The 24,180-nt window shown below is 66.9% G+C and carries 18 protein-coding genes and 1 pseudogene; 9 read left to right on the plus strand and 10 right to left on the minus strand.

Translation table 11 applies throughout. The features are described 5' to 3' along the window. Nucleotides 1–117: 117 nt before the first annotated feature. A complete protein-coding gene (locus tag HNP46_RS26815) occupies nucleotides 118–3,090 on the minus strand; it encodes an autotransporter outer membrane beta-barrel domain-containing protein (RefSeq protein WP_184595071.1) in 2,973 nt (990 codons plus the stop codon). Nucleotides 3,091–3,254: 164 nt separating this feature from the next. On the opposite strand from HNP46_RS26815, the gene HNP46_RS26820 reads away from it, so the two are divergent. Then, nucleotides 3,255–3,596, plus strand: a complete 342-nt coding sequence (locus HNP46_RS26820) for a zinc ribbon domain-containing protein YjdM (RefSeq protein ID WP_184595074.1) — start codon at nucleotides 3,255–3,257, stop codon at nucleotides 3,594–3,596. A 177-nt stretch (nucleotides 3,597–3,773) separates the two neighbouring features. Here HNP46_RS26820 and HNP46_RS26825 read toward each other — a convergent pair whose 3' ends face one another. The 3 genes from HNP46_RS26825 to HNP46_RS26835 form a co-directional block, all read right to left on the minus strand. Further along, nucleotides 3,774–4,613 carry an acyl-CoA thioesterase gene (locus HNP46_RS26825; RefSeq protein ID WP_184595076.1) on the minus strand — a complete coding sequence of 280 codons (840 nt, stop codon included), beginning with the start codon at nucleotides 4,611–4,613 and terminating at the stop codon, nucleotides 3,774–3,776. A 78-nt stretch (nucleotides 4,614–4,691) separates the two neighbouring features. Then, nucleotides 4,692–5,720, minus strand: coding sequence for a DUF5924 family protein (locus HNP46_RS26830; protein ID WP_184595078.1), 1,029 nt, complete (start codon nucleotides 5,718–5,720; stop codon nucleotides 4,692–4,694). 307 nt (nucleotides 5,721–6,027) lie between these two features. Further along, entirely contained in the window at nucleotides 6,028–6,936 is a 909-nt protein-coding gene (locus HNP46_RS26835; protein ID WP_184595080.1) for a LysR substrate-binding domain-containing protein, read from the minus strand. A gap of 204 nt (nucleotides 6,937–7,140) precedes the next feature. Between HNP46_RS26835 and HNP46_RS26840 the strand changes: the two genes are divergently transcribed. From HNP46_RS26840 to HNP46_RS26870, 8 genes and pseudogenes are all read left to right on the plus strand, one after another. Further along, nucleotides 7,141–7,938, plus strand: coding sequence for a carbon-nitrogen hydrolase family protein (locus HNP46_RS26840; protein WP_184595082.1), 798 nt, complete (start codon nucleotides 7,141–7,143; stop codon nucleotides 7,936–7,938). A 195-nt stretch (nucleotides 7,939–8,133) separates the two neighbouring features. Beyond that, a complete protein-coding gene (locus HNP46_RS26845; protein WP_184595084.1) occupies nucleotides 8,134–9,627 on the plus strand; it encodes an aldehyde dehydrogenase in 1,494 nt (497 codons plus the stop codon). Between the two features lie 50 nt (nucleotides 9,628–9,677). Then, nucleotides 9,678–9,787 (plus strand): annotated as a pseudogene (locus HNP46_RS36250) (hypothetical protein); the annotation flags it as partial. 12 nt (nucleotides 9,788–9,799) lie between these two features. Further along, nucleotides 9,800–11,182: an aspartate aminotransferase family protein gene (locus tag HNP46_RS26850; protein WP_184595086.1), complete on the plus strand. Its 1,383-nt coding sequence runs from the start codon at nucleotides 9,800–9,802 to the stop codon at nucleotides 11,180–11,182. Nucleotides 11,183–11,406: 224 nt separating this feature from the next. Beyond that, nucleotides 11,407–12,468: an ABC transporter substrate-binding protein gene (locus tag HNP46_RS26855; protein WP_184595088.1), complete on the plus strand. Its 1,062-nt coding sequence runs from the start codon at nucleotides 11,407–11,409 to the stop codon at nucleotides 12,466–12,468. A gap of 69 nt (nucleotides 12,469–12,537) precedes the next feature. After that, nucleotides 12,538–13,929, plus strand: coding sequence for a purine-cytosine permease family protein (locus HNP46_RS26860; RefSeq protein ID WP_184595090.1), 1,392 nt, complete (start codon nucleotides 12,538–12,540; stop codon nucleotides 13,927–13,929). Beyond that, complete coding sequence (locus HNP46_RS26865; protein ID WP_184595092.1) at nucleotides 13,926–15,038, plus strand: class II histone deacetylase; 1,113 nt, start codon at nucleotides 13,926–13,928, stop codon at nucleotides 15,036–15,038. Before HNP46_RS26860 ends, HNP46_RS26865 begins: the two co-directional genes overlap by 4 nt. 164 nt (nucleotides 15,039–15,202) lie before the next feature. Then, complete coding sequence (locus tag HNP46_RS26870; RefSeq protein WP_184595094.1) at nucleotides 15,203–15,598, plus strand: lysozyme inhibitor LprI family protein; 396 nt, start codon at nucleotides 15,203–15,205, stop codon at nucleotides 15,596–15,598. A 243-nt stretch (nucleotides 15,599–15,841) separates the two neighbouring features. Here the strand turns inward: HNP46_RS26870 and fdhA are convergent, their stop codons facing one another. From fdhA to HNP46_RS26900, 6 genes are all read right to left on the minus strand, one after another. Beyond that, the gene (gene fdhA, locus HNP46_RS26875; RefSeq protein WP_081519115.1) at nucleotides 15,842–17,041 is read right to left on the minus strand and encodes a formaldehyde dehydrogenase, glutathione-independent; all 1,200 of its coding nucleotides are present in this window, start codon (nucleotides 17,039–17,041) and stop codon (nucleotides 15,842–15,844) included. A 445-nt stretch (nucleotides 17,042–17,486) separates the two neighbouring features. After that, nucleotides 17,487–18,344, minus strand: coding sequence for a formyltetrahydrofolate deformylase (locus HNP46_RS26880; protein WP_184595096.1), 858 nt, complete (start codon nucleotides 18,342–18,344; stop codon nucleotides 17,487–17,489). Nucleotides 18,345–18,464: 120 nt separating this feature from the next. Further along, nucleotides 18,465–19,100, minus strand: a complete 636-nt coding sequence (locus HNP46_RS26885) for a sarcosine oxidase subunit gamma (protein WP_184595098.1) — start codon at nucleotides 19,098–19,100, stop codon at nucleotides 18,465–18,467. 211 nt (nucleotides 19,101–19,311) lie between these two features. Beyond that, a complete protein-coding gene (locus HNP46_RS26890; protein WP_184595100.1) occupies nucleotides 19,312–22,332 on the minus strand; it encodes a sarcosine oxidase subunit alpha in 3,021 nt (1,006 codons plus the stop codon). Then, nucleotides 22,333–22,662 (minus strand): sarcosine oxidase subunit delta, encoded by a 330-nt coding sequence (locus tag HNP46_RS26895; protein WP_184595101.1) that lies wholly within the window; start codon nucleotides 22,660–22,662, stop codon nucleotides 22,333–22,335. Nucleotides 22,663–22,859: 197 nt separating this feature from the next. Next, nucleotides 22,860–24,110, minus strand: a complete 1,251-nt coding sequence (locus tag HNP46_RS26900) for a sarcosine oxidase subunit beta (RefSeq protein WP_184595103.1) — start codon at nucleotides 24,108–24,110, stop codon at nucleotides 22,860–22,862. Nucleotides 24,111–24,180 lie beyond the last annotated feature (70 nt).

The following is a 24,180-nucleotide window of genomic DNA, read 5'->3' on the forward strand; positions in this document are numbered from 1 at the left end:
ATGGGTAGCTGGAACGGTCTGATAGGTGATGAGACTTTTCTGATTAACAGTCGGGCATTTGGATGAAGGAAAATGCCCGGCGATGGCCGGGCATTGCTTCGATCCGCTTCGCCAGCGTCAGAACGCCATCTGCCACTGGGCGATCAGCGCATGGTTCTGCGTGTTGCCGCCCATCTGGCCGCTGTAACCGAGGCCGAGGGTATTGCGTGCCGAGACGCCGATGTCGAAGCCGACGTCCAGCAGCAGGCTGTTGCGGTCCAGTGCGGTGCCCTGGACGCTGAAGGCGTCGCCGCCGGCGAGGAAGGACTGGCGGGTTTCACTGTCGATGTCGCCGAAGGTGTGGCGCCAGCCCAGGCCCAGGCGCGGGGTGAAGCTCATGCCGTTGCTCAGGGTGTCGAGGCGGGCGATGCGCAGGCCGAGGGTGCTGCTCAGGTTGTCCTGGTCCTGGGAGTCGACATGCAGCGCGGCGGCGCCTCCCTTCTCGTTATAGGAATCGCGTTCGTAGCGCTGATAGTCCAGACGCGCGTAGGGCTCGGCGCTGAGGCGGCCGCTGCCCATGGCGTAGCCGGTCTCGGCGAAGGCCTGCCAGCTGTCGGCGTCGTAGTCGCCCTTCGGACGATCGCTGAAGCCGTCGAACTCGACCCGGCGTTTGCTCTCGCCGTCGTGGCTGCTGTAGGCCGCACCCAGGCGCAGCGCCAGCGGACCATCCTGATGCAGCGCGTAGGCGCCCAGGTGCCAGCTGTCGATATCACCGGAGACGCCGCCGCTTCCGTCCAGGTCGGTGTGCGAGTAGCCGCCGAGCACGCCCAGGCGCCAGTCCGGGGTCACTGCCCAGTCGGCGCCGAGTAGGGTGCCGCCGGTGTTCTGTTGCAGGTCGCCACTGTTGTCGTGGGCGTCGAGCTTGCCGTGGCTGCCGATACCTTGCAGCCACAGGCGGCCGGCGGCGTTCGGGTCGTTCAGGTTGCGTGCTTCGCTGGGTACGCCGGTGGCGGCGAGCATTGGCGTGTCGCTGTGCTCGGTGGCGGCCAGCAGGCTGCTGCTGCCCAGCTGGCGCACGGCGTTGAGCATGGCGCCGCCGACCTGCTGGCTGCCGGCGATGGTCGCGGCGGCCAGGCTGGCGTTGCTGGCGCCGGCCAGTTGTTCCAGGGCGGCGGTGGCGTTGCTGGAGTCGCTGGTGATCAGCGCGTTGTACAGCGCGCCGCCGTTCTGGCTCTGCAGGGCGGAGGCGGCGTTGCGACCGTTACCGCTGCTGGCCAGGTCGCCGAACTGCACGTCGTTGCGGGTCAGTTGCAGGTCGACGCTGTTGGCGCTGTAGCTCAGGGTCGGGGTGAGGAAGGCGAAGTTGCTCTGCACGTCGGCGAACTGGCCGCTGATGCCGCCGCTGGAGCTGATCACCTGCACGCTGCTCTGCCACGGCCAGTTGCCGCTGCCGGCCTGCACGGCGAGGTGCGAGCCATCGATGCTGGTCTTGCCGTCCACCTGTACGGTGGCGTGGGCGCCGCTGGGCTCCACGCCGAAGGCCAGGGTCGAGCCGCTCTGCAGGTTCAGGTTGCCGGTCACGTGGGCGGCGCCGGTTGCCGGCGCGGCGACGAGGGTGCCGGCGACGTTCAGTCCGCCGACGCTGCCGCTGCCGGTGTAGGTGGCGCCCTGGTCGATCTGCAGGGTGCCGAGGATGCTCCCGGTGTTGCTCAGGCTGGCGCCGCCGAACACTTCGCCGCCTTCGCTGAAGTCGTCGGTGCTGGAGAGCGTCCAGCTGCCCTGTTTCACGTCCAGCCATTCGAAGTGGGCACTGTTGCCGAAGCTGCCGCCAGCGGCATCATCGAGGGTCACGCTGTCGCGGCCGCTGCCGCCATCTACCAGGCCTTCGAAGCGGCTGCCGGCGAGCAGGATCAGGCTGTCGTTGCCACCGCCCATCTCCAGGGCCACGCCATTGCCGCCGTGGATCAGACCGTCGTTGATCACGGTGTCGTCGAGGTCGCCGGAGAGGGTCACGCCGGAGAGTTTCTCGCCGGAAATCGTGCCGTGGTTTTCCAGGTAGGTCTTGCCGAAACCGCTGTTGCCGTTGCCATCGTCGACCAGGATGCCGCGGTCGACGCTGCGGATCACCGCGCCGGCGTAGTTGATGATGGAGCCGCCGCCCATGGCGATGCCTTCGCTGCCGTTGGGCGAGCCGTCCTTCTCGCCGGCGGCGCCCAGGCCTTCGATGATGCCGTGGTTCTCGATGTGGCCGGTGTAGTCGATGTCCACGCCATCGCCGTCGCCATTTTCCACCAGGCCGTTGTAGGCGCCGCTGATGCGCCCGTAGTTGATCACCGTGCCGTCGCCGTCGGAGCCGAAGCCCGAGCCGTTGCGGCCGATGATTACGCCATCGGCGTAGTTGATCAGGGTGGCGCCGACATCGGTGGTGATGCCGTGGCGGCCGCCGCTGATCAGGCCGTGGTTTTCCACGTAGCCACCAGACGCGCCCTGGAAGTCGATACCGTCATTCTTGGTGTCGGCGGTGATCATGTCCGAGCTGCTGATCTCGCCGTAGTTGGTGATCTTCGCATTGCCGCCAGGGCGGATGGCGTCGTTGCCGTCGCTGTGGATCACGCCGCTGGCGCGGTTGACGATGCTGACGGTCGCCGCGCTCTGCAGCTTGTCGAAGTCCAGCGCCTGGCCGGTAGCGGAATAGATGCTGCCGGCGTTGTCGACCAGTACGCTGCCGGCGCTGAACGGGTTGTTCATGCGGATGGCGTCGTCGTAACCGAGGATGCGCCCGCCTTCGTGGTTGATGATCTGGTAGAAGCGCGTGGTGCTGTCGCTGCCGGAAGTGTCGAACACTCGGCCGGTGGTGGACTGCATCAGGCCGCTGTTGTCGATGACCACGCCAGTGCCGCTGGCGGCGCCCTTGAGATCCACGCTCTTGCCGCTGGTGACCAGGCTGCCGGTACTGGTGACGGTCAGGCTGTCCTGGTTGGCCAGGGTCCGGCTGGCGGTCTGCGCGTCGCTGATGACGGGCGATAGCGGAACGGCAGCGGCGGTTTCAGCGGCGAGGCTCGCCAGCACCAGGGCGATGCTCAGCGCGAGCGGGGAGGGCTTGTGCAGCATGGCGTGGCGTCCTTTTTCTTATCGAAGAGGCTGCCCTTTATAACGATGGATTCTTACGCTTTTGTAACGGTGCTGGCCTTGTGCCTTGCCAGCGTGCCCAGCGGGAAGTCGAGAAACCTTATATACTCTGCGGTCTTTTTACCGTTTCCACTGTGAGAACCGCCGTGAGCCAGTTGCCGCCCTGCCCCCAATGCAATTCCGAATACACCTATGAAGACGGCACCCAGCTGGTCTGCCCCGAGTGCGCCCACGAGTGGTCCGCCGACGGCTCGGGCGAGGCTGACAGCGATGCCCGCGTGATCAAGGATTCGGTCGGCAACCTGCTGCAGGACGGCGACACCGTCACCGTGATCAAGGACCTCAAGGTCAAGGGCTCGTCCCTGGTGGTGAAGGTCGGCACCAAGGTGAAGAACATTCGCCTGGTGGATGGCGACCACGACATCGACTGCAAGATCGATGGCATCGGCGCGATGAAGCTGAAGTCGGAGTTCGTGCGCAAGGTCTGAGCCTTGGTGCTGTTCATGAAAAAGCCCGGCCTTGTGCCGGGCTTTTTCATGCGCCGCTCCCTTTTCCGGGAAAGGGAAAACGTAGGATGGGCGGAGCTTGCGATACCCATCGCGGGATTGCGGCGAAGATGATGGGTATCGCTTCGCTCCACGCCATCCTACGAGGGGCGGAGCGGGTTACTCCTTGTAGTAAACGATCTGGTTGCTGGTCGCCAGCAGAGCGCCGGACTCGCTCCACAGCTGGGCGCTCTGGTCGAAGAAGCCGTTGCGGAATTCCTGCGCGCGGGCGTCGCCCAGCAGGTAGCCGCTGCCGACTTCGGCCATCTGCGCGGCGTCGGTGTGGAAGTAGGTAGTGATCGACACGGTGCCGGCCGGCACCGGGGTGGCGCGGCGCAGCCAGACGCGCGGGTAGAAGATGTCGCTCATCGCCGCCAGGGACAGGAAGTCCAGCGCACGCCCCTGAGCGTCGCGTAGCCAGAGCTGGCTGCGGCTGGTCTCGCCGCTGCCGTCCCATTTGGTGGGGAAGGCGCCGGACACCGGACGCATCTCGTACTGCTTCGGCCAGGCCACGCCCTTGGCGGCGGGGCTCATCGGCTCGAAGTCGCTGGGTGGGGCGAGGTTGGGCGCGGGGATATCGGTCAGGCTCCAGGTCTCGCGGCGCAGCGCGGTGACCAGGGTGGCGGTGGTGGTGACCTGTTGCTCGCCGGACTCATCGGCCTGGGTCAGTTGCAGCAGCCAGTGCTGGGTGGAGCGGTTGGTGCGCACCGGGATGGCTTCGACCTGGAAGGCGCCGGCGACCACCGCGGCGGCATAGTTCACCGTCAGCGATACCGGGCTGCCGAGCAGTTGCGGATGGCGCAGCGCGCCCTGCAGCAACAGGGCGGCGGTGATGCCGCCGAAGGGGCCGACCATGTTCCAGTAGTCCTGGCTGGTCTGGCCGTCGTAGAGGCCGGGGTGGCCGGCCACGGGTTGCAGGGCGACGGCGCGGTCGAATGGGTGCAGGGCGGTATCGGTCATGACTCTCTCGGCGCTTCTTGTTCTCGGAAGAGACTCTTGTAGGGGAAAGCGCCGAGGCGGGTCAAGGATACCGAAGGGTCAGGGCGTGACCTCGAACCTGAGCGTGCCGATGACTTGCCCTGCCTCGGTCAGCACCTGCACCTGCCAGTCGCCGCTGGGATCGTTGGGGAAGTTCTGCTTGTGCGTCCAGGCGCGGTAGCCGGCCTCGCGGCCACCCTTGATGTCCAGGGCAATGCGGTCGACTTCCTGGCCGTTCAGGCGCCACGCATGGTAGATGCGCTCGTTCAGCCCGCGCGGTGCGTTGATCGCGGTGTAGGCGTAAAGACCCTGGCTTTTGATCTGCGCGACGCTGACAGTGTCCAGGCTGTCGCCGGGGGTGCGCTGGGCGTTGTCGAAGCTCTCGGTCACAGCCATCTCGGTCATCCACAGGGTCGAGGGCGGCACCCAGGCGCGGGCGAACCAGCCCACCGCGCCGATGGACAGGGTCAGGCCGATCAGTGCGAACCAGCGCCACCATTTGTGGATCTTCACCGTCACCGCCAGGCTCGGGAAGGACAGCAGCACGGCGATGCCCAGCGCCGCCTGGTAGCTCTGCGGGGTGCTCAGGTGGAGGATGATCGGCAGCGCGGTGAGCAGCACCGCGAACAGCGTCAGGGTGTGGTAGCCGAGGAAGGTCCAGCGCCGCACCGACAGCCACTTGTAGTAGATCGGGTCGGTGATCGCCGCCAGCCCCGCCAGCGTCAGCACGCCGGTGAACAGTGCCTGGCCGCTGTTCCAGGTGGTGGTGACGAAGAAGAACGGCAGGCAGAAGAACAGACTTTCCTGGTGGATCAGCTGGGTCGCGTAGCGCAGCAGGCCGGGCGGGACTTCCCAGCCGAAGCGGCGCTTGAAGCGGTCGGTGAGCAGGTTTTCCAGCATCAGCCAGATCCAGCTGACCAGCATGACGATGGCCATGGCACGGGCGAAGCCGGCGCGGTGGCGGTCCACCATGATGAAACTGAAGACGCCGGAGCAGAAGCCGAACAGGGCGATCAGGCGCGGGTAGCGCTGCAGCAGGCCGAGGACGAGGGTGATGAGGCGCTGCACGCGCTCTTTCCAGATCAACATGGGGCGGGGTATGACGAATACGAAAGGGGGCGAGATTGTAACGCCGGATTTCGGTGCAGGGCACGGGGAGTGACGGGAGGGCCTGGTGTTTGGGCTTTTCCCTCACCCCAGCCCTCTCCCAGTGGGAGAGGGGGCCGTTCGCAGCGCTGGGGCGTTTATGGAGTCAGCCGGCGAGCGCCGAGCTTTCAGAGCCTGCCAGACTGTCCCCTCTCCCTTTGGGAGAGGGTTAGGGTGAGGGGAGGCCCATCGCTCAGGAGGTTGGCTGGTTCGCGAGCAAGCTCGCTCCTACGAAAAGCGAAAAGCAGCCTCAGTGCTTCCCGCTCAACTCCTCCCGCGCATAGTCGACGAACAGCTGCGCCGGCTTGGTCAGTTGGGCGCGCTTGAGCCAGGCGGCGACCAGGCCGGATGCGCTGACGTCCTCGGCGATGTTGACCATCACCACCTTCTTGCCGTCGTAGGTGCATTCCGAATGCGGACGGGTGACCAGCACCGAGAAGCCGAAACCCTGGCCGACCATGCCACGCACCATCTCGATCGATGGCGAGCTGAAGGCGATGTGCGGGTTCAGCCCCAGCTCCTCGAAGATGCGCACGAAGTAGGTGCGGCTGGGCTGCACGTCCAGCAGGATCATCGGTTCCAGCACCAGGTCGCGCAGGGACACCTTGTCCTGCTTGGCGAAGCGGTGGTTCTCCGGCAGCAGCGCGTAGGGACGCTGGGCGGGCATCAGCGGGTCGGTGGCGATGGTCGCATCGAGGTCGTGCTCGTAGAGCAGCGCGAGGTCGAAGCGCCCGCCGGTGAGGCCCTGCACCAGTTCCTGCTGCTCGCCGTCGCTGATGCGGATTTCCACGCCGGGATAGCGCTCGCGGAAGCCTGAGATCAGCCGCGGCAGGTAGAGCGGGGCGACGGTCTCGAAGCAGCCGATGTCGATCTGCCCGGCCACCACGTCGTTGTCGGCCAGGGCGTTCTGCTCGAACTCGTGGGCCATGCGCAGCAGTTCCTGCGCCTTGCGGTAGAAGCGCGCGCCGCTGGGGGTGAGCGACACGCCCTGGGCGTGGTGGCGGATGAACAGCTGCACGCCGAAGCTCTCTTCCAGGCCCTTGATCGCCGTGGAAATGGACGGCTGCGCGATGTACAGCTTGCGCGACGCCTCGGCCACGCTGCCGCATTCCACGGTGGTCACGAAATACTTCAATTGCCGCAAGGTATAGGAAGCCACTGCACGCCTCGTTGCTGCTTTTTTATACAAGATACCGCGTTGCGCCGGCCGGCGGGGGCGGCCAATGGCGAAGATTTTCCTCGCCGGCGAGCACATTTTTCATGGCCTTGGCCGCCTGCTGCGACCCTCCGGGCGCGGGCATACTCCAGCGCAGCGGGTGAAAACGCCCTGCAAATCCCGTACACGCAGCCTGGAGTAAAGCTCATGCGCATGGCCCTTTGGCAGACCTGCGGCCTCCCCGGCGATGTCGCCGGCAACCTCGAGCAACTGGAGCGCCAGGCCGGCGCCGCAGCGGCTGCCGGCGCGCAATTGCTGCTCTGCCCAGAACTGTGGCTGGGCGGCTACAACATGCCGCAGCGCATGAACGCGCTGGCCGAAGCGGCGGACGGGCCGTCGGCCCGGCGCATCGGCGAACTGGCGCAGCGCTTCGGGTTGGCCATCGCCTACGGCTACGCCGAGCGCCATCCCGAGGGCGGCAAGCCGTACAACTCGGTGCAGGTGATCGGTCCGTCCGGCGCGGCCATCGGGCACTATCGCAAGGCGCACCTGTTCGGTGCCATGGAGCGCGAGGTGTTCAGCGCCGGCGATGCGTTGCAAGCCCCGTTCGACTATGCCGGCTGGCGCATCGGCCTGCTGATCTGCTTCGACGTGGAGTACCCGGAAGCCGTACGCACCCACGCGCTGAACGGCGCCGGGTTGATCCTGATTCCCACCGCGCTGACCCCGGAATACGGCGCGGTGCCGGGCGTGATAGTCCCGGCGCGGGCGGTGGAGAACCAGCTGTTCGTCGCCTACTGCAACCACTGCGGTGTCGAGGACGGGCTGGCCTTCCTCGGCGGCTCCTGCATCGTCGCGCCGGACGGTGAGCGTCTGGCTGCCGCCGGGCCCGCGGAGAGTCTGCTCATCGTCGATCTCGACCCGCAGCAACGCGCCCGTCAGGCCGAGACTTTCCCCTACCTGGCGGGTCGCCGGCCCGAGCTGTACGACGCGCTGACCCGCTGACGACGGGCCCTGCAGCGGTGCGCAGACGTGCACCGCGATGGCGCACAACGCTCCGGGCCGGTGCGTGGCTGCCCAGCTTTTTCATATATCCCGAAGACAAATTTAATAATTTTCCTTGGCAGGGCCTTGGGCGACCATCCAATCCACATTCGAACAACAACGTCCCTCGAGGGCGAGCGAAGCAGGAGTGCCCTGGTGTACGAGCTCAACGATTGGCGGCAGCGTGCTGCCCGGCAGACCTTCATCGACAGCGCGCTGATCGGCGGCCGCCGCGTGGCGGCGCAGGATGGCGCGACCTTCGCGGCCATCGACCCGGCGACCAATCGCCTGCTGGCCAATGTCGCCGCCTGCGGTGCCGCCGAGATCGACGCTGCCGTGCGCACCGCCCGCCAGGCCTTCGAGACCGGCCCCTGGGCGCGCATGGCGCCGCGTGAGCGCAAGGCCGTGCTGCAGAAACTCGCCGAGCTGATGATGGCCAACCGCGACGAACTGGCCCTGCTCGATACCCTGAACATGGGCAAGCCGGTGATGGACGCCTGGAACATCGACGTGCCCGGCGCCGCCGGCGTGTTCTCCTGGTACGCCGAAAGCCTCGACAAGCTCTACGACCAGGTCGCGCCGACCGCGCAGAACGCCCTGGCCACCATCACCCGCACGCCGCTGGGCGTGATCGGCGCCGTGGTGCCGTGGAACTTCCCCCTCGACATGGCCGCCTGGAAGCTGGCGCCCGCGTTGGCCGCCGGCAACTCGGTGGTGCTCAAGCCCGCCGAACAGTCGCCGTTCTCCGCCCTGCGCCTGGCCGAGCTGGCGCTGGAAGCCGGCATCCCCGAAGGCGTGCTGAACGTCGTGCCGGGCCTGGGCGAAACCGCCGGCAAGGCCCTGGGCCTGCATCCGGACGTGGACGCCCTGGTGTTCACCGGCTCGACCCAGGTCGGCAAGTACTTCATGCAGTATTCCGCGCAGTCCAACCTCAAGCAGGTCTGGCTGGAGTGCGGCGGCAAGAGCCCGAACCTGGTGTTCGCCGACTGCCGCGACCTCGACCTGGCCGCCGAGAAGGCCGCCTTCGGCATCTTCTTCAACCAGGGCGAAGTCTGCTCGGCCAACTCGCGTCTGCTGGTGGAACGCTCGATCCACGACGAGTTCGTCGAACGCCTGATCGCCAAGGCCCGCGACTGGGCGCCGGGCGACCCGCTGGACCCGGCCAGCCGCGCCGGCTCCATCGTCGACAACAAGCAGACCGCCGGCATCCTGGCCTGCATCGACCGCGCCCAGGGCGACGGCGCGACGCTCGCCTGCGGTGGCCGCCAGCTGAGCTTCAATGGTTCGGACAACTTCATCGAGCCGACCATCTTCACCGGCGTGCGCCCGGAGCAGTCCCTGGCCCGCGACGAAGTGTTCGGCCCGGTGCTTGCAGTCATGCCCTTCGACAGCGAAGAAGAAGCTGTGCGCCTGGTCAACGACAGCATCTACGGCCTGGCCGCTTCCCTGTGGAGCGACGACCTGCACCGTGCCCACCGCGTAGCGCGCAAACTGAACGCCGGCACCGTGTCGGTGAACACCGTGGACGCGCTGGACCCGGCGATTCCGTTCGGTGGCGGCAAGCAGTCGGGCTTCGGCCGCGACCTGTCGCTGCACTCCTTCGACAAATACACGCAGCTCAAGACCACCTGGTTCCAGCTGCGCGACTAGCTGCAAGACAGGCCGCCGGGCCAGTGCCCGGCGCCTGAGCAACACGAGAATTCCTAACCGAACCGTTCGAGACGGCCGGTGAGACTGCCCAGGTAAGTCCGTCGCCCTCGATCCCCTGAAGACCCCTCAGGCCGGCTGCCGGAGCACCGCCGAGGGATAGAGGAGAAAGTCGATGACCGACAAGACCAGAGCCAACCGCGACACCCGTGACTACCAGAAGGCGGACGCGGCCCACCACATCCATGCCTTCCTCGACCAGAAGGCGCTGAACGCCGAAGGCCCGCGCGTGATGGTGCGCGGCGAAGGCCTGCACCTGTGGGACAACGACGGCAACAAGTACCTCGACGGCATGTCCGGCCTGTGGTGCACCAACCTGGGCTACGGCCGCCAGGACCTGACCGCCGCGGCCACCGCCCAGCTGGGCGAGCTGCCGTACTACAACATGTTCTTCCACACCACCCACCCGGCGGTGATCGAACTCTCCGAAACCCTCTTCAGCCTGCTGCCCGACCACTACAGCCACGCGATCTACACCAACTCCGGCTCCGAGGCCAACGAGGTGCTGATCCGCACCGTGCGCCGCTTCTGGCAGATCGAAGGCAAGCCGCAGAAGAAGATCATGATCGGCCGCTGGAACGGCTACCACGGCTCCACCCTGGCAGCCACCGCGCTGGGCGGCATGAAGTTCATGCACGAGATGGGCGGCCTGATCCCGGACATCGCGCACATCGACGAGCCCTACTTCTTCGCCGCCGGCGGTGACCTGACCCCGGCCGAGTTCGGCCGTCGCTGCGCGCTGCAGCTGGAAGAGAAGATCCTCGAACTGGGCGCCGACAACGTCGCCGGCTTCATCGCCGAGCCGTTCCAGGGCGCTGGCGGCATGATCTTCCCGCCGGAAAGCTACTGGCCGGAAATCCAGCGCATCTGCCGCCAGTACGACGTGCTGCTGTGCGCCGACGAAGTGATCGGCGGCTTCGGCCGTACCGGCGAGTGGTTCGCCCACCAGCACTTCGGCTTCCAGCCCGATACCCTGTCCATCGCCAAGGGCCTGACCAGCGGCTATATCCCCATGGGCGGCCTGGTGCTGAGCAAGCGCATTGCCCAGGCGCTGGTGGAAGAGGGCGGCGTGTTCGCCCACGGCCTGACCTACTCCGGCCACCCGGTGGCGGCAGCGGTGGCGGTGGCCAACCTGCGCGCGCTGCGTGACGAGGGCTGGGTGACTGCGGTGAAGAACGACACCGGCCCGTACCTGCAGCAGTGCCTGCGCGAAGTCTTCGGCAACCACCCGCTGGTGGGCGACATCCAGGGCGCCGGCTTCGTCGCCGCGCTGCAGTTCGTCCAGGACAAGGCCACCCGCAAGCGCTTCGACAACGAGAACGACATCGCCTGGCGCTGCCGCACCATCGGCTTCGAGGAAGGCGTGATCATCCGTTCCACCCTCGGCCGCATGATCATGGCCCCGGCGCTGGTCGCCGGCCGTGCCGAGATCGACGAGCTGGTGGACAAGACCCGCCGCGCGGTAGACCGCACGGCACAGGAAATCGGCGTGCTGTAAGGCGCCAGAGCCACCTGTAGGGTGCATAACGCGCCAGCGTTATCCGCCGTGGATTGACCGGCGGATAACCTGTTCCAGGTTATGCGCCCTACAGGCTCAAGAATTCCCGACAACAACGCCGCGAGCGCGAAGACGCCCGCGCGATGGAACCCTTTTGCCCGGCTTCTGGCCGGGGGTACTGCCCAGCAACACAACAACGCCAATCCGGCTGTGGGAGTCGTTCCATGAAAGTGTCCTTGCTCACGCGTGTCTCTCTAACCTGTGCTCTCGCTGCCGCTGTCGGTAGCGTCAATGCCCAGGCTTCTTCAACAGAGCCTCAAAGCATCACCGTCATCTCCTTCGGCGGCGCCACCAAGGCGGCCCAGGAGCAGGCTTACTTCAAGCCCTTCGAGGCCAGCGGCGCCGGCAAGATTGTCGCCGGTGAGTACAACGGCGAGATGGCCAAGGTGAAGGCCATGGTCGACGTCGGCAAGGTCACCTGGGACGTGGTCGAGGTGGAGAGCCCCGAGCTGCTGCGCGGTTGCGACGAAGGCCTGTTCGAGCACATCGACCCGGCGGCCATCGGCGACGCGAAGAACTTCGTTCCCGGCACCCTCAGCGAGTGCGGCGTGGCCACCTACGTCTGGTCCATGGTCATGGCCTACAACGGCGCCAAGGTCGCCAAGGCCCCGCAATCCTGGGCCGATTTCTGGAACACCGCCGAATACCCGGGCAAGCGCGGCCTGCGCAAGGGCGCCAAGTACACCCTGGAGATCGCCCTGCTGGCCGACGGCGTGAAGCAGGAAGACCTGTACAAGGTGCTCGGCACCAAGGAAGGCGTCGACCGCGCCTTCGCCAAGCTCGATCAGCTCAAGGGCAACATCCAGTGGTGGGAAGCCGGGGCGCAGCCGCCGCAGTGGCTGGCCGCCGGCGACGTGGTGATGAGCGCCGCCTACAACGGCCGCATCGCCGCCGCGCAGAAGGAAGGCGTGAAGCTGGGCATCGTCTGGCCGGGAAGCCTCTACGACCCGGAATACTGGGCCGTGGTGAAGGGCACGCCGAACAAGGCGCTGGCCGAGAAGTTCATCGCCTTCGCCAGCCAGCCGCAGACCCAGAAGACCTTCTCCGAGAACATCCCCTACGGCCCGGTGCACAAGGGCACGCTGGACCTGCTGCCGGCGGACGTGCGCGATGCGCTGCCCACCGCACCGGCCAACCTCGAAGGCGCCCGCTCGGTGGACGCGGCCTTCTGGGTCGACCACGGCGAAGAGCTGGAACAGCGCTTCAACGCCTGGGCCGCCCGCTGAGTTCCCCTACCTGATCCAAGCCCGGCGTCCGCGCCGGGCCTGCCTTGCCAACGACGCGTGAGAAGCACAATGACAACGACGCAAAACCAGGCGACGACGCTGGAGCTGAGCACCATCCAGCCCATCGCCGCCCACGAACGACACGGCCGCGCCCGCGACCTCTTCACCATCTGGTTCGGCAGCAACATCATGCTGCTGACCGTGGTCACCGGCGCCCTGGCGGTCACCGTGTTCAAGCTGCCGTTCTTCGCCGCCGTGCTGGCGCTGGTGCTCGGCAACCTGGTGGGTGGCGTGTTCATGGCGCTGCACTCGGCCCAGGGCCCGCAGCTGGGCGTACCGCAGATGGTGCAGACCCGCGGCCAGTTCGGCTCCTTCGGCTCTTTGCTGGTGGTTGCCCTGGTGGTGATCATGTACCTGGGCTTCTTCGCCTCGAACCTGGTGCTCGGCGGCCAGGCGCTGCACGCGCGCTTCGAGGTCATCGGCACCAACACCGGCATCCTGCTGGTGGGCGCGATCAGCGTGATCGCCACAGTGTTCGGCTACCGCCTGATCCACGGCTACACCCGCGTGATGTCCTGGCTGTCCGGCGCGGTGCTGCTGGTCAGCTTCGTCTGGCTGGTGTTCGTCCACGGCCTGCCGGCGGACCTGCTGCAGCGCAACGAGAACAACATCCCCGGCTTCCTCGGTGCGCTGTCCATCGCCGCGCTGTGGCAACTGGCGTATGCGCCCTACGTGTCCGACTACTCGCGCTATATGCCGCAGGGCACCGGTTCGCGCACCGCGTTCTGGTCGAGCTACTGGGGCTGCTGCCTGGGTTCGATCCTGCCGATGCTGCTGGGCGTGCTGGTCGGCCTGTCGGTGGGCGAGGGCGACGTTATAGCCGGCCTGATCGAGATGACCGGCGGCTTCAGCGCCATCATGGTTGCGATGTTCTCCATCGGCATCGCCGCCACCAACTCGATGAACCTGTACTGCGGCACCCTCTCGGCCATCACCGTCGGCCAGACGCTGATTCCCGCCTGGTCGGCCAAGGCCGGCTGGCGCGCAGTGATTGCCCTGGCGCTGTTCGGCGGCTCGCTGACCATCGCCCTGCTCGGCCAGGACAACTTCATGGCCAACTACACCAACTTCATCCTGCTGCTGCTCTACGTGCTGGTGCCCTGGAGCGCGATCAACCTGGTCGACTACTACCTGATCGCCCACGGAGAGTACGACGTGCTGTCGTTCTTCCGCCGCGACGGCGGCATCTACGGCACCTTCAACTGGACCGCGGTGAACTGCTACATCCTCGGCATCCTGGTGCAGGTGCCGTTCATGTCCACCGCGCTCTACACCGGCGCCGCGGCGCAGGCCATGAACGGCGCGGACGTCTCCTGGGTGGTCGGCTTGGGCGTGGTCTCACCGGTCTACTGGCTGTTCAGCCGCAAGCGCCAGCGCGCCCTGAAGGCGGCCCGCGCATGAGTCGTCGTACCGGGTTCTTCTTCGACGAGCGCTGCTTCTGGCACGCGACCGGGCTGCATGCGCTGATCCTTCCCGTCGGCGGCTGGCTGCAGCCGCCCGTGGGCGGCGGCCACGCCGAGTCGCCGGAGAGCAAGCGTCGGCTGAAAAGCCTGATGGACGTCTCCGGCCTCAGCAGCCAGCTGCACCTGTCCAGCGCGCAGCTGGCCAGCGAGGAAGACCTGCTGCGCGTGCACCCGGCCAGCTACCTGGAGCGCTTCAAGGCGTACAGCGAAGCCGGCCACGGCGACATGGGCGAGGAAACCATGGTCAGCCATGGCACCTACGACATCGCCCGGCAGTCCGCCGGCCTGACCATCGCCGCGGTGGATGCGGTACTGCGCGGCGAGCTGGACAACGCCTACGCGCTGTCCCGGCCGCCGGGCCACCACTGCCTGCCGGATCGCGGCATGGGCTTCTGCTACCTGGCGAACATCGCCGTGGCGGTGGAAACGGCCAAGGCGCGCCACGGCATCCAGCGCGTGGCGGTGCTCGACTGGGATGTGCACCACGGCAACGGCACCGAGACGATCTTCTACGGCCGCGACGACGTGCTGACCCTGTCGATCCACCAGGCCGACTGCTACCCCACCGGCAGCGGTGCGGTGGACGACATCGGCGAGGGCGCGGGCAAGGGCTACAACCTCAACGTGCCGCTCTATCCGGGCAGCGGTGACGACGCCTACCGCGTGGCCATGGAGACCCTCATCGTGCCGGCGCTGGAGCGCTTCCAGCCCGAGCTGATCGTGGTCGCCAGCGGCTTCGACGCCAACGGCGTGGACCCGCTGGCGCGCATGCTCGCCCACAGCGAGACCTTCCGCTTCATGACCGCCGCCGTGCGCGATGCCGCCGGGCGCCTGTGCGATGGCAAACTGGTGGTGGTCCACGAAGGCGGCTACGCGGAAGCCTACGTGCCGTTCTGCGGCCACGCGGTGATCGAGGAAATGGCTGGCGTGCGCACCGAGGTGGTCGATCCCTTCCTGCCGATGCTCGAAGGCCAGCAACCGGACGCGGACTTCCGCGCCTTCCAGCGCCAGGCGCTGGAGCGGATGGCGGTGAAGCTGCTGGGCTAGCCGTACGCGACGTGGCGGCGGATAACCGCAAGCGGTTATGCGCCCTACGTTTCGGCCCGGATCGATCGCTTGCGTAGGGCGCATAACGCCTCAAGCGTTATCCGCCGCTTTCTGGCCGAAGCGGCTAGAGTGGGGGTTCCATCCAATACAACGGATAGCGCCCCATGAAGTACCTGCTCCTTCCCCTCGGCCTGCTGGCCATCTCCTCCTTCGCCCAGGCCGCCGACGATTGCGCCGACGCCCAGACTCAGGCCGCAATCAACGCCTGCATTGGCTCCGCCTACAAGGCCAGCGACAAGCGCCTCAACGACATCTACGGGCAGTATCGCCAGCGCCTGGACGCCGGCCAGAAGAAGGCCCTGACCGCCGCGCAGAAGGCCTGGCTGAACTACCGCGACCTCAGCTGCCAGTTCGAGACGGCCGGCGCCAAGGGCGGCTCGGGTTACCCGATGGCGTACAGCAACTGTCTGAAGGCCATGACCGACAACCGTATCAAGGAACTGCAGACGCTTTCCGATTGCCAGGAAGGCGATTTCAACTGCCCCGCGCCCAGGCCCTGACTGCCTTTGTAGGATGGTGTGGAGCGAAGCGATACCCATCAATTCTTGGCACCGCCAGCATGGGTATCGCTCCGCTCCACCCATCCTACAAGCGCCGATTCCGACAGTGATTTCCGGCTGACGCAGGTTTGCTCCTACAGGGTGTGTCGGGGCCGGAGATCGGGCAGAAAAAAAGGGAGCCTTGCGGCTCCCCTGGAGAGACGGCCGCGGAAGTGGAGTCGCGGCCGGGGGTCGATTGCGCCGTCAGGCGGCGCTGAACAGACTGTGCGGGTCGATGACGAATTTCTTCGGCACGCCGGCATCGAACTCGCCGTAGCCCTTGGGCGCCTGATCCAGGGTGATGACTTCCACCCCGACCACGTCGGCGATCTTGATGCGGTCCCACATGATGGCCTGCATCAGCTGGCGGTTGTACTTCATCACCGGGGTCTGGCCGGTGTGGAAGCTGTGCGACTTGGCCCAGCCCAGGCCGAAGCGGATGCTCAGCGAGCCCTGCTTGGCTGCCGCGTCCACCGCGCCCGGGTCCTCGGTGACGTAGAGGCCCGGAATGCCGATCTTGCCGGCGACCCGCACCACGCCCATCAGCGAGTTCAGCACGGTGGCCGGAGCCTCGTGCTGCGAGCCCGAGTGGCCGTGGCCACGGGCCTCGAAGCCCACCGCGTCCACCGCACAGTCCACTTCCGGCTCGCCCAGCAGATCGGCGATCTGCTCGTGCAGCGGGGTGTCCTTGGACAGGTCGGCGATCTCGAAGCCCTGGGCCTTGGCGTGGGCCAGGCGGGTCGGGTTGACGTCACCGACGATCACCACGGCGGCGCCCAGCAGGCGGGCCGAAGCGGCGGCGGCAAGGCCGACCGGACCGGCACCGGCGATGTACACGGTGCTGCCCGGACCGACGCCGGCCGTCACCGCGCCGTGGTAGCCGGTGGGCAGGATGTCGGAGAGGCAGGTCAGGTCGCGGATCTTCTCCATCGCCGCGTCGCGGTTGGGCAGGCGCAGCAGGTTGAAGTCGGCGTAGGGGACCATCACGTACTCGGCCTGGCCACCGACCCAGCCGCCCATGTCGACGTAGCCATAGGCGCCGCCCGCGCGGGACGGGTTGACCGTCAGGCAGACGCCGGTGTGCTGTTCCTTGCAGGTACGGCAGTGGCCGCAGGCGACGTTGAACGGCACCGAGACCAGGTCACCGATCTTCATGGTTTCCACGCCACGGCCGATCTCCACCACCTCGCCGGTGATCTCGTGACCCAGCACCAGGCCTTCCGGTGCGGTGGTACGGCCACGCACCATGTGCTGGTCGGAGCCGCAGATGTTGGTGGACACCACGCGCAGGATCACCCCGTGATCGATCTGCTTGCCTTGCGGGTCCTGCATCTTCGGATAGGGGATGTTCTGGACTTCGACCTTTCCTGGGCCGAGATAGACCACACCACGATTGCCAGACATACGCATTCCTCATTGTGTTTGTGGGTACAAATGCGTGGATCGCCACGCGGTTTTGCACTGGGATGTCGTGTGTTGCGCGACAGGGCCGGTCGGTACTGCAGGCAGCCGGCGGGGCTGTCGGTGTTGCTCGTGCTTGGGAGCCGGGCTTCAAGAGCCCCTCTCCCTAGCCCTCTCCCGCAAGCGGGAGAGGGGATATCCGTGTGTAGAGGGAGTGCCGTGTCATCCGGCGACTCCGCACTGCTCTTGCCCCCTCTCCCTTCAGGGAGAGGGCTGGGGAGAGGGTGCTTTATCGCGAGCACCACAGTCCCGCTGGAAACGTAGGGCGGATGAGCTCCATCCATCCGCCGTTCAATGGCTGGCGGCGGATAACGCCGGTAGCGTTATCCTCCTTACACAAAGCCGCCGCTCCTCGCCTGCGGCCTGTCGCCTGAAGCCTGCCGCCGCTCTACAGCACCACCGTCCGGTTGGCATTCAGGAAAACGCGTTTCTCGATGTGGTAACCCACGGCCTTGGCCAGGGTCAGGCACTCCACGTCGCGGCCCTTGGCGATCAGGTCCTCGGGGTAGTGGGAGTGGTCCACGGGCTCGACGCCCTGGGCGATGATCGGGCCCTCGTCGAGGTCGTTGTTGATGTAGTGGGCAGTGGCGCCGACCAGCTTCACGCCCTTCTGGTAGGCCTGGTGGTAGGGCTTGGCGCCCTTGAAGCCGGGCAGTAGGGAGTGGTGGATGTTGATCGCCCAGCCGTCCAGGCGCCGGCACAGCTCGGGGGAGAGCACCTGCATGTAGCGGGCGAGGATCACCAGCTCGGCGCCGGTTTCCTCGATCACCTGCCAGACCTTCGCCTCCTGCGCACCCTTGTCGTTCGGGTCGAGGGCGAAGTGGTGGTAGGGGATGCCGTGCCAGCGCGCCAGCGGTTCCAGGTCCGGGTGGTTGGAGACCACCGCCACCACGTCCATCGGCAACTGGCCGATGCGCTGGCGGTAGAGCAGGTCGTTCAGGCAGTGGTCGGCCTTGGAGACCATGATCACCACCTTGCTGCGGTAGCCCGGCGGGGTCAGCTCGACGTTCATCTGGAAGGGCGAGACGCGGTCGGCGAGGCCGGCGCGGAAGGCCGCTTCGTCGAAGCCGTCGCCGGCGCGGAATTCGATGCGGATGAAGAAGCGCTGCGCCAGGCGGTCGTCGAAGGAGTGGTGCTCGGTGACGTAGCAGCGCTGCTCGAACAGGTAGCGCGTGACCACGTCCACCGTGCCCAGCAGGCTCGGGCTGTCGGCGGTGAGGATCCAGGTATCGGGGGTGCGGCTCATGGTCTGGCTCCGAAGCTTTTCTCTCGTTGGAGCGGCTCTCGCTGGAGAGGTTGGGGTGGGATCTCCCTCACCCCGGCCCTGGCTGCGCGCCCCGCTCCAGAGAGAGGGGCAAAGCACTGTTTATGCCGCTACCTGCAGGCCGTACTCGGCGCAGGCGTCCTGCAGCCACAGCCAGATGTAGTCGGAGAAGCTGCGGCGCACCACCAGCTCCCAGGTGTGCTCGCCGGTGTGGCGGATCACCAGCTGGGACTTGGCGAAGTTGGTACCCACCGCCTTGCCCACCGGGAAGTTGCTCGGGTGCACGTCGTAGCCGGTGGACTTCATCAGCACTTCGCGGACCTTGGCGCCTTCGAGCTCCAGCAGGGTCTGGCCGCCGCTGACGTTGATCACCGAGTAGTGCAGGTCCTCGCCGAGGGCTTCGCGCAGGCGCTGCTCGACGGCGAATTCCTCGCCGCCGGGGACGATCAGCAGCCACTCGTCCGGGCCGAGCCACTGCAGCGAGGTCTCGCCCTTGGCCACCAGGCCCAGGGCCACCGGCAGCTCCAGGCCCAGGGCCTTGTGCACGCCGCCGGCGAAGGCCGGGTCGTGGGCGTCGCCACGCAGGGTCAGGTGGCCGAGGAATTTCTTCTCGCGCAGGGTCACGCCGGCGTTGGCCACCTTGCGCGCGGCGAGCTTGTCCAGCTCGGCGTGGTGCAGGGGCGACTCGGCCTGGATGCCGTCGGCGGGGCGTTGCTGGTAGAGATTGGCTTTGCTCATGTTCTGTTCACCTTGGCGCGCGGTGCGCCCTGGAAGTCAGTCTGCCCTCTCCCGAACCCTGGCTACGCGCCCCGCTCCGAAGGGAGAGGGGATGTCCGTGTGTGCTGGCACACGGTGCCATCCGGGAGCTTCGGTCACACCCCCTCCCCAGGGAGAGGGCAAAGCGGCTTTGGCCTGCAGCTTGTCGCCTGCCGCCTGTAGCCGCTTTCAATCAATCCACGTTCTGCCGTTCACCTTTCGGGTCGTAGAACACCGAGCTGCAGATTTCCGCCTCGATCACCCGGCCGTCCGGCAGCGGGGCGTAGACCTTCTCGCCCAGGCGCTTGATGCCGCCCTTCACCACCGCCAGGGCGAAGCTGTAGCCCAGGCTGCTGCTCATGTAGCTGGAGGTGACGTGGCCGACCATGGTCGCCGGGACGCTGTGCTGCGGGGTGAACAGCAGTTGCGCGCCTTCGGGCAGCAGGTCCATCGGGTTGGTGGGTTTCAGGCCCACCAGCTGCTTGCGGTCTTCGCGCTGGCAGTCGGCGCGGTTCATGCCGCGCCAGCCGATCCAGGAGAAAGGTTTGGTGCGGCCCACCGCCCAACCCATGTTCAGGTCGTCCGGGGTGACCGAGGCGTCGGTGTCCTGGCCGACGATGATGAAGCCCTTCTCGGCGCGCAGGACGTGCATGGTCTCGGTGCCGTAAGGGGTCAGGTTGTACTTGGCGCCAGCGGCGACGATGGCTTCCAGCACACCCTTGGCGTAGTTGGCCTGGATGTTCACCTCGTAGCTCAGCTCGCCGGTGAAGGAGATGCGGAACACCCGCGCCGGTACGCCGGCGACCTTGCCTTCCTTCCACGTCATGAAGGGGAAGGCGTCCTTGTCCAGGTCGATGTCGGTGACTTCGGCCAGCAGCTTGCGGCTGTTGGGGCCGGACAGGGTGAGGGTGGCCCAGTGGTCGGTGACCGAGGTGAAGTACACCTTCAGCTCCGGCCATTCGGTCTGGTGGTATAGCTCCAGCCACTCCAGCACGCGGGCGGCGCCGCCGGTGGTGGTGGTCATGACGAAGTGGTTGTCCGCCAGACAGGCGGTCACACCATCGTCGAAGACCATGCCGTCTTCCTTGCACATCAGGCCGTAGCGGGCCTTGCCCACGTCCAGCTTGGTCCAGGCGTTGGTGTAGACGCGGTTGAGGAACTCGCGGGCGTCCGGGCCCTGGATGTCGATCTTGCCCAGGGTCGAGGCGTCCAGCAGGCCGACCGACTCACGCACGGCGCGGCATTCGCGGGCCACGGCGGCGTGCATGTCTTCGCCGCGCTTAGGGAAGTACCACGGGCGCTTCCACTGGCCGACGTCCTCGAACTCGGCGCCGTTCTTCACGTGCCAGGCGTGCAGGGCGGTGAAGCGTACGGGCTCGAACAGGTGGCCACAGTGACGGCCGGCGACGGCGCCGAAGGTCACTGGGGTGTAGTTGGGGCGGAACATCGTAGTGCCGGTGTCGGCGATGCTCTTGCCCTGGGCGCGGGCGGCGATGGCCAGGCCGTTGATGTTGCCCAGCTTGCCCTGGTCGGTGCCGAAGCCCAGCGCGGTGTAGCGCTTGACGTGCTCGATGGACTCGAAGCCCTCGCGGCAGGCCAGTTCGATGGCCGCGGCGGTGACGTCGTTCTGGGTGTCGACAAACTGCTTGGGTGCGCGAGCGGTGGACTTCTCGTGGGGCACCTGGAACAGCGCGAGGGTAGCGTCCTCGGCGCGCTCGGCGACCACCGGCAGCTCGCCTTCGACGGCCTTGAAGCCGCCGTCGACCGCCGCCTGGCTGCCCGTCTGGTAGCCGTCGGCCAGGGCATCGGCGAGGCGGAATACACCGTTCACCGCGCCGGCGCAGCTGCGCTTCTGGAACGCCAGGCCGGGAACGAAGGCGAGGATGTCCTCGCGCCATTCCGGCTTGCCGCCCAGGTGCGACGCCAGGTGCACCACCGGGCTGTAGCCGCCGGAGCTGGCGACCAGGTCGCAGTCCAGCCACTCACCGGGCGCATTGACCTTGTGGCGGAAGGTGTCGATGGAGGCGACCTTCGCACCGGTCACGCGTTTGCTGCCACGTGCCTCGATCACTGCGCTGCCGGTGATGACGCGCATACCGCGCTTGCGCGCTTCCTCGACCCACTCGCCGCGCGGATTGGGGCGGGCGTCGGCGATGGCGACCACCTGCAGACCGGCTTCCTGCCAGTCCAGGGCGACGCGGTAGGCGTAGTCATTGTTGGTGGACAGCACCAGTTTCTTGCCCGGTGCCACGCCGTAGCGGCGCACGTAGGTGGAAACGGCGCCGGCGAGCATGTTGCCCGGCACATCGTTGTTCGCGTAGACCAGCGGACGCTCGTGGGCGCCGGCGGCCAGGACCACGCGGTTGGCGCGTACACGGTGCACGCGCATGCGTACCTGACCCAGCGGGGCGGTCTCGCCAATATGGTCGGTGCGGCGCTCGTGGATGGTGAGGAAGTTGTGGTCGTGGTAGCCGTTGACCGTGGCGCGTGGCAGCAGGATCACGTCCGGGTTGCCTTGCAGCTCGGCGATGGCCTTGGCCACCCACTCCTCGGCCGGCTTGCCGTCGAGGGTCTCGCGGCTGTCGAGCAGGCTGCCGCCGAACTCTTCCTGTTCATCGGCGAGGATCACCCGCGCACCGCTGCGCGAGGCGGCCAGTGCGGCGGCAAGGCCCGCGGGGCCGGCGCCGACGATCAGCACGTCGGCGTGGTGGTTCATCCAGTCGTAGCTGTCCGGGTCCACTTCGGTGGGCGCGCGGCCCAGGCCGGCGGCCTTGCGGATGTACTTCTCGTAGGTCAGCCACATGGACTGCGGGTACATGAAGGTCTTGTAGTAGAAGCCGGGCGGCATCAGCTTGCCGCCGACCTTGCCGAAGATCCCCATGAGGTCGTTCTGCACGTTTGGCCAGCCGTTGGTGGCGGTCGCCACCAGGCCGTTGTACAGCGCCTGCTGGGTGGCGCGCACGTTGGGCACCTGGGTGGATTCGCGCGAGCCGATCTGCAGGATGGCGTTGGGCTCTTCGGCGCCGGCGGCGACGATGCCGCGCGGGCGCGAGTACTTGAAGCTGCGGCCGAGGATGTCGACGCCGTTGGCCAGCAGGGCGGCGGCCAGGGTGTCACCGGCGAAGCCCTGGTAGCTCTGGCCGTTGAAGCTGAAGGTGAGCGGCTTGTTGCGGTCGATGCGACCGCCACGGGACAGGCGATTGATCTGGCTCATTTAGGCCTTCTCCACGGCGGGCTGGACGGCGGACTTCTTCTCGGCATCAGTGGCGGTCACGCTGGGTTTCTCGCCGATCTTGTAGGTTTCGAGAATCTCGTAGGTCACCGTGTGGCGGGTGACGTTGAAATACTGGCGACAGCCGGCGGCGTGCACCCACAGCTCGTGGTGGATGCCGCGCGGGTTGTCGCGGAAGAACATGTATTCCCCCCACTCGGCGTCGGTGCAGGCAGCCGGATCGAGCGGGCGCGGGATGTGCGCCTGGCCCTTGGCGTGGAATTCCTCTTCGGAACGCAGCTCGCCGCAATGGGGGCAGAAGATATTCAGCATGGTTGGAGCCTCCGGAAACTGATCTTGCCGGCTGACCGGCCCCCTCTCCCTTCAGGGAGAGGGTTGGGGAGAGGGTCGCTCTCCCGTTGTTTCGTTTCGGTCGAGGGCTGGCTCGCGCCTGGAACACCCTCTCCCGCCCTTCGGGCACCCTCTCCCTGAAGGGAGAAGGTCATCAGATTTCGCCCTTCGGGCGGTTTTCAGTGCGCGACGGCCGCAGCGCCGTGTTCGTCGATCAGCGCGCCGGTGTGGAAGCGCTCGATGGAGAAGGGCACGGCCAGCGGGTGCGGCTCGCCCTTGGCGAGGGTGGCGGCGAAGACGTTGCCCGAGCCGGGGGTGGCCTTGAAGCCGCCGGTGCCCCAGCCGCAGTTGAAGAACAGATTCTTCACCGGGGTCTTGCCGATGATCGGGCAGGCGTCCGGGGTGGTGTCGACGATGCCGCCCCACTGGCGGTTCATGCGTACCCGCGAGAGCACCGGGAACATCTCGACGATGGCCTGCAGGGTGTGCTCGATCACCGGGTAGGAGCCGCGCTGGCCGTAGCCGTTGTAGCCGTCGATGCCGGCGCCGATGACCAGGTCGCCCTTGTCCGACTGGCTGATATAGCCGTGCACGGCGTTGGACATGATCACGCTGTCGATGATGGGTTTCAGCGGTTCGGAAACCAGCGCCTGCAGCGGGTGCGATTCGATCGGCAGGCGGAAGCCGGCAAGCTTGGCCATGTGCCCGGAGTTGCCGGCGGTGACCACGCCGACGCGCTTGGCGCCGATGAAGCCGCGGTTGGTCTCGACGCCAATCACCACGCCGTCCTGCTTGCGGAAGCCGATCACTTCGGTCTGCTGGATCAGGTCCACGCCCAGGGCGTCGGCGGCGCGGGCGAAGCCCCAGGCCACGGCATCGTGACGGGCCACGCCGCCACGGCGCTGCACGGTGGAGCCCATGACCGGGTAGCGGGCGCTCTTGGTGCAATTGAGGTAGGGAATCTCTTCGGCCACCTGCTGGGCGTTGAGCAGTTCGCCGTCCACGCCGTTGAGGCGGTTGGCGCTGACGCGGCGTTCGCCGTCGCGCATGTCCTGCAGGGTGTGGCAGAGGTTATAGACGCCACGCTGGGAGAACATGACGTTGTAGTTCAAGTCCTGGGACAGGCCTTCCCACAGCTTCATGGCGTGTTCGTAGAGCAGCGCCGACTCATCCCACAGGTAGTTGGAACGCACGATGGTGGTGTTGCGCGCGGTGTTGCCGCCGCCCAGCCAGCCCTTCTCGACCACCGCGACATTGGTGATGCCGTGCTCCTTGGCCAGGTAGTAGGCCGTGGCCAGGCCGTGCCCGCCGCCGCCGACGATGACCACGTCATACACCGGCTTGGGCGTGGGCGTGCGCCACATGCGCTGCCAGTTCTCGTGGTGGCTCAGGGAGTGCTTGAGGAGGCCGAAGCCGGAGTAGCGTTGCATGGGGTGCTCCTGATTGTTCTTGTCGCCGTGGCTGCTCTTTGTAGGAGCGAGCTTGCTCGCGAATGAGTTG

This window comes from Pseudomonas nitroreducens, assembly GCF_014204515.1.
GTDB classification, from domain to species: Bacteria; Pseudomonadota; Gammaproteobacteria; order Pseudomonadales; family Pseudomonadaceae; genus Pseudomonas; species Pseudomonas nitritireducens_A.